8 protein-coding genes and 1 rRNA gene are annotated in these 11,767 nt (G+C 44.7%); all 9 read left to right on the top strand.

Features of this window, described 5'->3' with window-relative positions:
- Window positions 1-106: ribosomal RNA gene (gene rrf, locus AC0MXB_RS08845) — 5S ribosomal RNA — on the top strand; the annotation flags it as partial.
- Window positions 107-508: 402 nt separating this feature from the next.
- Entirely contained in the window at window positions 509-2,536 is a 2,028-nt protein-coding gene (locus AC0MXB_RS08840) for a molybdopterin-dependent oxidoreductase (protein ID WP_474039293.1), read from the top strand.
- Entirely contained in the window at window positions 2,517-3,758 is a 1,242-nt protein-coding gene (locus AC0MXB_RS08835) for a hexokinase family protein (RefSeq protein WP_474039292.1), read from the top strand. Before AC0MXB_RS08840 ends, AC0MXB_RS08835 begins: the two co-directional genes overlap by 20 nt.
- A gap of 27 nt (window positions 3,759-3,785) precedes the next feature.
- Entirely contained in the window at window positions 3,786-5,126 is a 1,341-nt protein-coding gene (locus AC0MXB_RS08830; RefSeq protein WP_474039291.1) for a deoxyribodipyrimidine photo-lyase, read from the top strand.
- Between the two features lie 43 nt (window positions 5,127-5,169).
- Window positions 5,170-6,228, top strand: a complete 1,059-nt coding sequence (locus tag AC0MXB_RS08825; RefSeq protein ID WP_474039290.1) for a CYTH domain-containing protein — start codon at window positions 5,170-5,172, stop codon at window positions 6,226-6,228.
- Between the two features lie 33 nt (window positions 6,229-6,261).
- Window positions 6,262-7,347 carry a M48 family metallopeptidase gene (locus tag AC0MXB_RS08820; protein ID WP_474039289.1) on the top strand — a complete coding sequence of 362 codons (1,086 nt, stop codon included), beginning with the start codon at window positions 6,262-6,264 and terminating at the stop codon, window positions 7,345-7,347.
- A gap of 189 nt (window positions 7,348-7,536) precedes the next feature.
- Window positions 7,537-9,456, top strand: coding sequence for a 1,4-alpha-glucan branching protein GlgB (glgB, locus tag AC0MXB_RS08815; RefSeq protein WP_474039288.1), 1,920 nt, complete (start codon window positions 7,537-7,539; stop codon window positions 9,454-9,456).
- Window positions 9,453-10,634, top strand: a complete 1,182-nt coding sequence (locus tag AC0MXB_RS08810; RefSeq protein WP_474039287.1) for a glucose-1-phosphate adenylyltransferase — start codon at window positions 9,453-9,455, stop codon at window positions 10,632-10,634. The genes glgB and AC0MXB_RS08810 overlap by 4 nt, the downstream gene beginning before the upstream one ends.
- Before the next feature lie 19 nt (window positions 10,635-10,653).
- Window positions 10,654-11,766, top strand: coding sequence for a glucose-1-phosphate adenylyltransferase subunit GlgD (gene glgD / locus AC0MXB_RS08805; protein WP_474039286.1), 1,113 nt, complete (start codon window positions 10,654-10,656; stop codon window positions 11,764-11,766).
- Window position 11,767 lies beyond the last annotated feature (1 nt).

Below are 11,767 nucleotides of genomic sequence, written 5' to 3'. Positions count from 1 at the left end.
TAGCTATGGGGTTCCACCTGTTCCCATCCCGAACACAGAAGTTAAGCCCATATACGTCGAAAGTACTTGGCTGGCGACGGCCTGGGAGGATAGATAGTTGCTGATTTCAAAAAACCACTTCGTAAAGAAGTGGTTTTTTGTTGTACATAAAATTTATAGATTTATTGCATTTGATAGTTATAACCTAACAATAAAGCTTAAAATGTATTAAAATAGTTAATTACAAGCATTTGTTAACTAAATGTTAAGCTTGTATTATTTTTAAACCACAAGATGTGGATATACTGTGCATAACTTGCCTTGTTTTCCACATAATATCCCAAAAATTCAACAGGTTATTAACGACTTATACACATGTTATCCACAACATGTTGACAACATATCACTTTTCTACGTTTTGACTAGCAAGTCGGCAGGAACTGTTAAATCAATGTCGTATAAAATAGGTACAAATAACAAACCAATGGACAGAAGGTTCATTGGTTTTTCTTTCGAAAGGCGGAGTAATATGGCAGTAGAAATAAAACGATCAGTTTGCCCCTTCGATTGCCCTGATGCGTGCGGCTTAACCATGACTGTGGAAAACGACAAAATTATTGCAGTCAATGGCGATGGCGATCATCCTTATACACGAGGTCAGATATGCGGTAAAATGAGTTTATATCATAAAACCATTTATGCTAAAGATCGTTTATTGCAGCCGCTCCGTCGCAGCGGACCGAAGGGCACCGGCCAATTTGAGCCCATTTCCTGGGAAGCGGCTTTAGACCTTATTGCACAACGGTGGAAAGCCTTGATTCAAGAGCATGGCGCAGAAGCCATTTTGCCTTATTCTTATGCGGGAACCATGGGAATGTTGCAGACCAATGCGGGGCATGCCTTTTTTCATAAAATCGGCGCTTCCCGTTTGATTCGAACAATTTGTTCTCCCGCCAAAGGCGCTGGCTGGGAAGCTTTAATGGGAAAAACGCAGGGAATGGACCCGAAAGAAGCCGCTTATAGCGATTATATTATCATTTGGGGATTGAATGCGGTAGCTACAAATTATCATTTTATTCAGGACTTAAGAGCAGCAAAAGCCCGTGGGGCTAAAGTTATATTGATTGAAACTTATCATACGCCGACCGCTGCTTTAGCTGATGAGGTCATTTTAGTTAAGCCCGGTACTGATGGCGCCTTGGCTTTAGGCATTATGTATATGCTCAAAGCGTTAGGTTATGTAAATCGGAATTTTATCGACAAATATGTTTTAGGCTATGATCAATTTTCTAAGGAAATTCTGCCACAGTATGATCCGGAGAACGTAGCTCTTATTACTGGCGTATCAGCGCCAATTATTCGAAAATTAGCGGAGGAATATGGTAAGGCGCAGGCCTCGTACATTCAAATCGGGAGTGGTATGAGTCGTTATGGCAATGGCGCAATGACGATACGGACAATCTCACTGTTGCCCGCGCTAACGGGAGCGTGGCAAGTACGTGGCGGCGGCTGTTTTAATAGCACAAGCATGAAACAGGCCTTTGCGGCAGACGCCATTACGCGGGAGGATTTTATCGACAAGCCGACTCGTATGATTAATATGAATCAGTTGGGAAAGGCCTTGTGTGAGGAGAAACCGCCAATTTATAGTCTCTATGTCTATAATTGTAATCCGGCGGCTGTTTGTCCTGACCAAAATCGCGTAATAGAAGGGCTGTTGCGAGAAGATTTATTTACTGTTGTGCATGAACGGTTTATGACTGATACGGCCAAGCTGGCTGATATAATATTACCTGCTACGACATCGGCGGAGCACAGTGATTTTTATCGCGCCTATGGTCACCATTATCTGCAACGCTCCTATCCGGTTATTAACCCCCTCGGCGAGAGTAAGTCAAATTGGGACGTGTTCTGTCTCCTTGCAAAGTATATGGGAATTGATGATCCCTTTTTTACGCAAGAAGCGGATACGCTCATTGATCATGTATGGGAAATTCCTAATAAGCTGCGTGAGGGTTTAGCAGCAAGAGTATGGCAAGAAGGAAAGGCCCTAACGCCTAATTTAGGGGAAAACCTAAAGCTTGATTTTAGGACGCCTTCAGGTAAGATCGAAATCTATAATGAGCAGTTAGCTGAACCAATGCCTCGCTATATTTCCCCTTACGGCGGCGAAGGAACCTTGCACCTGGTTATTGCGCCTAGTGTTTATACACTGAATTCAACTTTTACGGAACAACAGCGGCTAAGGCAGCGGCGCGGCAACATGACTTTACTTATGAATGAAGCTGATGCAACAGCTCGTCAAATACAAAATGGTGATTTACTTGAAGTGTTTAACCCTTGGGGTAGTGCTCAATTTATTGCTGAAATAAGGCCAGGGAAAGTGTTGGCGGGAACCGTTGTCGCCGAAGGCGTATGGCGACTGGCAGATACTCTTTCGGGCCGATCTGTTAATGCATTATTATCGCCGAACTTAACTGATTTGGGTGAAGGAAGCACCTTGTCGGATAATTGTGTAGAGATTAGGAGGCTGGCCCATGACGGCAGCAGCGCTTAAGAGTTTAATCCTCACAGATGAACAGCTTGAAGCAATGGCAGCAGACTTTTGTCAGCAAATGGAGCGGAAGGATCTAGGAAAATCTTCTGACTTTAAAATGCTTTCGTCCTATTTGTCTCCGGCTACAGGGCAGGAGAGAGGTACCTTTTTAACGCTTGATTTTGGCGGTACCAATGTCAGACTACTGGAAGTAGAACTATTAGGTGCGAGACGGTTTCAAAGTAAACGACAGATTCTTTTTCCCTTGAAAAGCGAATACGCTGATTATACAAGTAGCGAAAGAACGGGCGCGGAGCTTTTTGGGGCGATTGCTGATAAAATTGCCGCTTTTGTTGAACCAGAGAACCCCTATTTTCTTGGCCATACGTTTTCTTTTCCTTTTCAGCAAACAATGAAAAATGAAGCTGTGCTACTTGCTTGGACCAAAGAAATTCGCACAAGCGGTGTTGTTGGGCAAGATGTGACGAATTTGCTCAAAGCGGCTCTTTTGGAACGCTCATTAGGCCAGATTCAGCCAGTAGCCGTATTGAATGATACCGTAGCGACCTTACTTGCTGCATCTTATTTGACGGAAAATGTGACGATCGGGGTCATTTGCGGCACTGGCTTCAATAGTTGTTGCGTTAGCGAGAAGGCGGGGAGGACAGAGATCGTCAATTTAGAATCAGGTAACTTTTCTTTGATTCCCGCAACCGCATGGGATCGACAGCTTGATGCTAACAGTGATTGTCCTGGAGCGCAACACTTAGAGAAAGCAGTTTCCGGCGGCTATTTGGGAAAACTGGCGACTATTGTTTTGTCCGATTTGACGCAACGAGAAGTTTCCTGCACACCAGATTTTTCCGGCGCGGCCTTGGCGGCGTTGTTACAAGCGCCAGAGCAGGCACAAGCTATAGCTGCAAGGTACGGTATTATAGTTACGGCAAGCGAGTCTGCGCTGCTTTGCGAGGTTGCGCAAAAACTGGTTGATCGTTCCGCTTTACTTGCTGCAGCGTCTTTTGCAGGAATTTTGCGCTATCATGATCCGAAGCTAAGACTGTCCCAGCGAATTGCCATTGACGGGTCTTTATATGAGAAAATGCCAGGATACTCTAAACTGGTGTGTGAAGGCCTAGTGCGTCTCTTCGGGGAAAAGGCTGAGCGGATTGAACTTACTTTATGTAAAGATGGCTCAGGTATTGGCGCTGCTGTTGCGGCGGCAATGGAAGCGATTGTCATGTAAGTATTTTGAAACTAGAGTGAGGCTGTGATGATGGAACAGAGAGCGAGACTGCTGCAAGCGGGCCAAGAGGGTACAGGACCAGTTATCTACTGGATGAGTCGGGAACAGCGAGCTGATGATAATTGGCCGTTGTTGTTTGCCCAACAGAAGGCCTTAGAGCGACAAGCGCCACTCTTAGTAGTCTTTTATCTCGCGCCAGCCTTTCTTGGGGCGACGCTGCGACAATATGATTTTATGTTGCGAGGACTTGCTGAGACGGAAGCCCGGCTTCGCGAAAAGCAGATTTCTTTTACAGTGGTAACAGGTGATATAAAGGATTTGATTCGGTATTTTGTCTCGGTGGCAGCACGGCTAGTCGTAACCGATTTTGATCCCTTAAAAATTAAGCAAGCTTGGCTGAGTCAGGTAATCGACGGGGTAAAGGTTCCTTTTTATCAAGTTGACGGTCATAATATGGTTCCTTGTTGGCTAGCTTCAGCGAAAGCGGAATACGGCGCTTATACAATTAGACCAAAGCTGCATCGGTTGTTATCGGCGTTTTTGACGGATTTTCCATCGCTGAAAGAGCATCCTTATGTCTCTGATAAAGAATTGCCGCTTACTGACTGGACGCAGCTAAGAAAATTTTTGCGGCTTGATTTAGCCGTCGGCGCGGTAAAGTTATTGCCTGGTTCACAGGCGGGCAGGCAAGTCCTGGAGTATTTTTTACAGGAAAAGCTGAAAGCTTACGAACAAGATCGCAATAATCCGCTGCAAGAAGGACAATCTGGTTTGTCGCCCTATTTTCATTTTGGGCAAATTGCACCGCAGCGGGCTGCCTGGGAAGCGTTACAATCCGGTAGCGGCGCCTCGGTTGAAGGATTTTTGGAAGAATTGATCGTGAGACGTGAACTGGCCGACAATTTTTGCTATTATCAAGAGAACTATGATAGTACAGTAGCTTTTCCAAACTGGGCTAAGGCGACTTTAGCTGAGCATCAAAGCGATGTGCGGCCTTATCTTTATTCTTTAGAAGCGTTAGCAGCGGCGGCGACCCATGATCCGCTTTGGAACAGGATGCAATCAGATCTTGTAGCGACAGGCCATCTGCACGGTTATCTCAGAATGTATTGGGCGAAAAAATTGCTAGAATGGACGACTTCGCCGGAAGAAGCGCTGTCTTTTGGCATTTACTTAAATGATAAATATGCCTTGGATGGACGGGATCCTAACGGCTATGCTGGTCTATCTTGGAGTATTGGCGGCGTTCATGACCGCGCTTTTGCCAATCGCGCCATCTTTGGTAAAATCCGCTACATGAGCGAGGGCGGTTTGAAACGAAAATTTAATATAAAGGCCTATATTGGACGCCAGGTTTCTTTACTATAAAGCAGGAGAGACTTAAGGCGCTGCAGAAAGGATACCAAGAACAATGAGTGTAGGACAAGAAATTGAATTAAAACTCCGCATGAATCGGCCAGAGGAAATTGCGGCCTTAGTGCAAGATCCCGTCCTGGAGACTTTTTCAGTGGAATCGTGGCAAAAAGATATGCTGCTTTCTACTTATTATGATACGCCGGATAAATCTTTGCTTAAGAGTCGCCTGACTTTTCGGGTTCGCAAAGCGGGTGTCGCTTATGAAGCAACAGTAAAAGGCGGCGGAAAAAGCAGTGGTGGTCTTCATGAGCGACAGGAGTGGAATGTAGATCTGACAGCTCCAGAGGCCTCTGTTGGAGCATTTCAAAATACAGTTATTTATCCATTGTTGACCACTACCGTAAAAGAAGCGAGCCTTGAGCCGCTGTTTACAACAGAGTTTTTACGGCATCGGCTCTTACTGCGTTATGGCGATAGTTTGATTGAAGCGGCCGTCGATCAAGGGACGATTGTGGGAAAAGAGAAAACGGATGAACTGGCAGAACTAGAGTTGGAACTAAAAGAAGGCGATGCCAGTGATCTATTAGAATTAGGCGCACTGCTAGCGAAAACCTACAGTTTGCAATTAGAAAAACGCAGCAAATTCCAGCGCGGCCTGACTGCCGCAGGGCTTCCTGTGACGGAAAGCAAAGTGACTGGTGAAGATACTTTGTCGCTGTTACTGAGCTTTGCTGAGGCCGAGGCTGCTTTTTGCGCTAGTGGCGGCAGTCGTCTAGCGGCAGAGACGGTTTTTCAGTTGTGGGATAAATTTATTTGGCGATTTTTAAAGAAGATCGGTGCGTCACCGCTAAAAGCGTCCGCATTAGACCAATTGGATCAGATCACCCAACTGTATCAGCCGTTCCGAGAAGTTTTCTTTTTGGCAGAACAAATGCGGCGTTTGGCGCAAGAAGGCAAGATCACGGCAGCCTACCATAAGGAACTGGCGACAGCGTTTCGTCAGCATAAACAAAAAACACGGCAAAAATTACTTGATTCTTTAGCACAAGGCAAAACGACAGCAATTATTCTGGCTTTATGGTCTTTTCTGAAGCAAGAACAGACTCACAGCTAAAATAAGAGCTTTCTATAGAAGTGTGAGGTAATTATGAGGGAATGGGGACATTTTTGGCTAGTATGGCGAAAGAGACTGTTGGCGCTTTCTTTTGTTTTTTGTTTCTTATATATTTCCGGACAGACAACTGTAGTAGCGGCCATGTCGACAGAAGACGAAGTACAGTGGGGCCAAAAAATTTCCCAAGAGGTAGAAAGACAAATTCCGTTGGTAAAAGATCCGCTACTGCAGGCTAGGGTGCAGCGAATTGGCGCAAGCCTGGCTGCAGTGAGTGATCGGCCCAACCTTTCTTATACCTTTAAGGTGCTTGATTCTAAAGATGTGAATGCTTTTGCCGTTCCCGGTGGCTTCATCTATGTGTATAAAGGGCTCATTGATTTGATGCCATCTGATGATGAATTGGCCGGTGTACTTGGCCATGAAATCGGTCATATTGTAAAACGTCATACGATTACTGAAATGGAACAAGGTACGACCATGACGATTCTACTGGCCATTTTGACACAAGGTAGAGGCGCTATGGCCCAAGCCGCTTTTATGGAAGCCGTTATGGCTGGTCATAGCCGCGGTGATGAACGGGAAGCCGATTATTTAGGATTTATTCATAGTACGAAAGCCGGGTATAGCCCCTATAGTATGCTCATGGGACTCGAAAAGCTGGCTGTACTGGAACCGAAAGATTCGCAAGATCTTTTTTCCGATCATCCTGAAAGTAAGGAACGGATTCGGCTGGCGAAGAAATATTTAGTTGATGCTAAAATTCACCCTTATGCGAAAGCGGTCGGGCTTACTGGCGTTGTGTACGAGGGGGATTGGTCATTGCCGCCTTTTACGAATGTATTAAATGGTAGCGATCCTTTATACCGGGCTTACAGTGCGGCAGGGCAGCTATATCAGTTAACGCTTCGCCCGCAACTCACAACCGATCGGCTCTTTGCTAGCAATGAAGATACCGGCATTGGGATTTATTACGATGATCGTTTGCTGTTTATGATTACCAATAGTGATGCTTTGGCAAGAGGGGTTTCGCTTGATGATTTTGCCGCGACAATGATTCAGTCCGTAGCGGCATGGATTCGGCTCCAGCCAAACTGGGACGGTCACCAAACTACAACTTAGTATGATAAAAGGACGAAAACAGTCAGATACAGTCTTGGGGTGTTTTCGTCCTTTTTCCTTAGGTGATTTACAAAAAAACCTAGGGAAAATAAAGGGATTTCTGTAATTTTGACAAAGTAATACATAATAAACCTTTTGATTTACCGAAAAAAGTTTTCTCGTGATGGACACGAAAAGGTAGGTGTTCTAATGAAAGCAAGTAAACCAGGAGATTTAGATATTCATCTGTTTCATGAAGGCAATCATGTGCGCTGTCAGAATTTTTTTGGCGCCCATATTATGGCGGAAAACGGTGTAGCAGGTGTTCGTTTTACTGTGTGGGCGCCTCATGCTAGAGCGGTAAGTGTAATCGGCGACTTTAATGGCTGGTCCTCCTTGGCGCACCCACTAGTTAAAATTTCTGATCAGCTTTGGTCCTTATGGATTCCTGAGGTTTCTGTCGGAGCTCTTTATAAATATGAAATTACCGCTCCGAATGGAGCTGTTTTAACAAAAGCGGACCCTTTTGCTTTTGCTAGCGAAATAAGGCCGCTAACCGCTTCTGTCGTGGTTGACTTATCTGGGTTTTCTTGGACGGATCAGGCATATCAGGCGCAGAAGAAAACAGGCGAGTCGCGCAGCAAGCCTATGGTTATTTATGAGGTTCATGCCGGTTCATGGCGCCGCCATGATGATGGCGGTTTTTTGACCTATCGTGATTTAGCGAAAGAACTAATTCCTTATGTACAGGAAATGGGCTATACCCATATTGAACTTATGCCCCTTACGGAGCATCCTTTAGACGCTTCCTGGGGATATCAAAGCACCGGTTATTTTTCACTGACCAGCCGTTATGGCTCACCTCATGACTTTATGCATTTTGTCAATGAGTGTCATAAAGCTAAGCTTGGTGTAATTTTAGATTGGGTTCCGGCGCATTTTTGTCGTGATGACCATGGTTTGCGTTGCTTTGACGGTGAACCGCTGTTTGAATCAGGTAATGCATTTTTAGCGGAAAATCCTCAATGGGGAACAGCAAATTTTGACTATGGGCGAACGGAAGTACAAAGCTTTCTAACTTCAAATGCTCTCTTTTGGTTTGAAACCTATCATATAGATGGTTTGCGCATTGATGCGGTAGCCAGTATGCTCTATCTGGATTATGGCAATAAAACAAGTTGGACGCCCAATAAGTATGGCGGTCGCGAGAACTTAGAAGCGATTGGCTTAATCCAGAAAATTAATAGTACTGTTTATGAACATGTAGCGGATCCTTTGTTAATGGCTGAGGAATCGACAGCATGGCCGCTTGTTACAAAACCGACGTATGTGGGCGGTCTTGGCTTTACTTATAAATGGAATATGGGTTGGATGAATGACATACTCAAGTATATGGAAGCTGATTCGATTTTTCGTAAATGGCTGCATCATCATCTGACCTTTTCCTTTATGTACGCTTTTTCAGAAAACTATGTGTTGCCGTTATCACATGACGAAGTGGTTCATGGCAAGAAATCTCTTTTGAGTAAAATGCCCGGTGATTACTGGCAGAAGTTTGCCAATCTCAGGGCTTTTTACGGTTATATGATGGCTCATCCCGGGAAAAAGCTGCTCTTCATGGGCGGTGAATTTGGTCAGTTTATTGAATGGGATGAAGGCAAGAGTCTAGACTGGCATCTGCTTGAATATGATATGCATAGCAGGCTGCAGACTTTTGTGGCAAAACTCAACCATTGCTATCGCGAGCAGCGCGCTTTATGGCTGTTTGATGACAATTGGCAGGGCTTAGAGTGGGTTGATCACACGGATTTTAATAAGAGCATTATTATCTTCATGCGAAAAACAGCAAAACCTAGCGAACTTATCATTGTAGCATGTAATTTTACCCCTGTGGTCAGAGCTGCCTATCGGTTTGGCGTACCTTTTGATGGTCTATATGAAGAAACTCTCAATAGTGACTGGCCTGAATTTGGGGGATCAGGTCAAAGAAATCAGCCCTTGCAGGCGGAGAAGGTGTCATGGCATGGCAAGCCTTATTCCATTGTGGCTACTTTGCCTCCCCTTGCTACTGTATACTTTACCGTAAAGCTTACGCCAGAGGCGAAAGTATCCAAAGGAGGATGTTTATGAAAGCAAAAGAATGCATTGCTATGATCTTGGCTGGCGGCCAGGGCAGCAGACTCGGGAGTTTAACGAAAAAACTTGCAAAGCCTGCCGTACCATTTGGCGGTAAATACAGAATTATTGATTTCCCTTTAAGTAATTGCCATAATTCCGGCATTGATACAGTGGGCGTTTTGACGCAATATCGTCCGTTAGCTCTCCATAATTATATTGGCATTGGCAGTGCTTGGGATTTAGATAGACAGAACGGCGGTGTTTATGTACTCCCACCTTATGCTAGTGAAGAGGGCGGTGAATGGTATAAAGGAACAGCTGATGCCATTTATCAAAATATCAACTTTATTGAACTATTTGGAGCGGAGTACGTCCTGGTTTTATCAGGCGATCATATTTATAAAATGGACTATAGCAAAATGCTGGATTTTCATCGTCAGAAGAAGGCTGATGCGACAATTGCCGTGTTTGAAGTTCCCTGGGAAGAAGCCCCGCGCTTTGGTATTATGAACACGGCCGATAATGGCCGCATTGAGGAATTTGAAGAAAAACCGAAACATCCCAAAAATAATCTCGCTTCCATGGGCGTCTATATTTTCACGGTTAAACCGCTATTAAAGGCCTTGCAGGAAGATGCTAAAGATGCGAAGTCAAGTCATGACTTTGGCAAAAATGTGATCCCCAAACTGCTGAAAGAAAAACATAAACTCTTTGCCTACAAGTTTTCTGGCTATTGGAAAGATGTAGGCACGGTAGACAGTTTTTGGGAAGCGAATATGGACTTGCTTAGCGGGGATTCGCAGCTTGATTTGTATGATCGCAATTGGCGGATTTATTCAGTCAATCCAACACGACCGCCGCATTATATTGCACCAACAGCCAAAGTGAAAGACGCGCTCATTAGTGAAGGGTCGCAAATTTTTGGCGAAGTAGAGCATTCGGTCATTTTTCCTGGTGTTGTCGTTGGCGAGGGCGCGAAGATTATTGATTCGGTGATTATGCCTTATGCCGTCATTGAACCAGGTGCAGTAGTAACTAAGGCGATTGTTTGCCGCAAAGCGACGATTGAAGAGGGTTGCCAAGTGGGCGATACGGAAGTGGAAAATGATAAGCGGAATGTAACGGTTGTTGTAGAAAATGCCCGTGTGCGCGATAAAAAAGGCGCCGGGAAAAATAAGCAGGTTGGCTGATAGCGGAGAGGAGTTTGCCATGCGGAGCATAATGGGATTAATTAATTTGACAGAAAGCGAAGAATTTATCAAGGAGGTTACCATTGACCGCCCTTTGGCGGCCTTGCCTTTTGGTGGCCGCTATCGACTCATTGACTTTGCCTTATCGAATATGGTCAATTCTGATATCAGCAATGTAGGAATTTTGCTGCGTGACAAATATCGTTCGCTTATGGATCACTTGCGTTCCGGCAAGGAATGGGATCTGGCTAGAAAACGCGACGGCCTGTTTATTTTGCCGCCGGTTTACTCGGAAAATGTCTGCAATACTGGTGACTTACATAGTATTTATGAACATCTTGACTATTTACAGCGCAGCCGCGATCAATACGTATTGCTTTCTGGCAGCGGCTGCATCTGCAATATTGATTTTCGCGAAGCCTGTGATTTTCATGAAGCTGTTGGCGCTGACATTACGGTGATTTATCATCAGACGCCTGTCGGTTATGACGATTTTATAAACTGCACAACCTTGTCGACTGATGCCGAGCATCGCGTGATTGATATGGAAGTGAATGCTTCGAAAGTGAAGACGAACAAAGTAGCAATGGGAATGTATCTTATGAGCCGGGAACTGCTGATTGATCTGGTAGACCGATCAATCGCTCGCGGCGAAAGAGAGTTTGTCAGAGGTCTTATCATTAAAAATTTAGAAAAGCTGAATATTTATGGCTTTGCTCATAGCGGTTATGTTGGTAGAATTCATTCCATTGTTAGCTACTATTATCATAATATGGCGTTACTACGGCCCGATGTATGGCAAGAAATCTTTTTCAATAAGGGTTTGATTTATACAAAAGTGAAAGATGAAGCGCCTGCTGCTTATCGTGCTGCAGCACAAGTAACAGGATCGCTTGTGGCCAATGGCTGCCAAATTGGCGGACAGGTGGCTGATTCGATTTTATTCCGGGGGGTGAAAGTGCAAAAAGAAGCATCTGTTCGCGATAGTCTGATCATGCAGAACTGCGAGATCGGCGAAGGGGCTATTTTAGAAAATGTCATTTGCGATAAGGAAGTAAAGATTACCAAGGGCAAACGCTTAATTGGCGAAAAACGATATCCTTTGGTTATAAAAAAAGGGACGGTGATATAGT

It is taken from the genome of Pelorhabdus sp. sgz311001 (genome assembly GCF_055901755.1).
The sequence above is the reverse complement of the archived record's forward strand: the minus strand, read 5'-3'. Positions and strand labels throughout refer to the sequence as shown.

Coding starts and splice junctions, on each gene's coding strand:
- AC0MXB_RS08840 (WP_474039293.1), top strand. CDS start 509: ATGGCAGTAGAAATAAAACGATCAGTTTGCCCCTTCGATTGCCCTGAT.
- AC0MXB_RS08835 (WP_474039292.1), top strand. CDS start 2,517: ATGACGGCAGCAGCGCTTAAGAGTTTAATCCTCACAGATGAACAGCTT.
- AC0MXB_RS08830 (WP_474039291.1), top strand. CDS start 3,786: ATGATGGAACAGAGAGCGAGACTGCTGCAAGCGGGCCAAGAGGGTACA.
- AC0MXB_RS08825 (WP_474039290.1), top strand. CDS start 5,170: ATGAGTGTAGGACAAGAAATTGAATTAAAACTCCGCATGAATCGGCCA.
- AC0MXB_RS08820 (WP_474039289.1), top strand. CDS start 6,262: ATGAGGGAATGGGGACATTTTTGGCTAGTATGGCGAAAGAGACTGTTG.
- glgB (WP_474039288.1), top strand. CDS start 7,537: ATGAAAGCAAGTAAACCAGGAGATTTAGATATTCATCTGTTTCATGAA.
- AC0MXB_RS08810 (WP_474039287.1), top strand. CDS start 9,453: ATGAAAGCAAAAGAATGCATTGCTATGATCTTGGCTGGCGGCCAGGGC.
- glgD (WP_474039286.1), top strand. CDS start 10,654: ATGCGGAGCATAATGGGATTAATTAATTTGACAGAAAGCGAAGAATTT.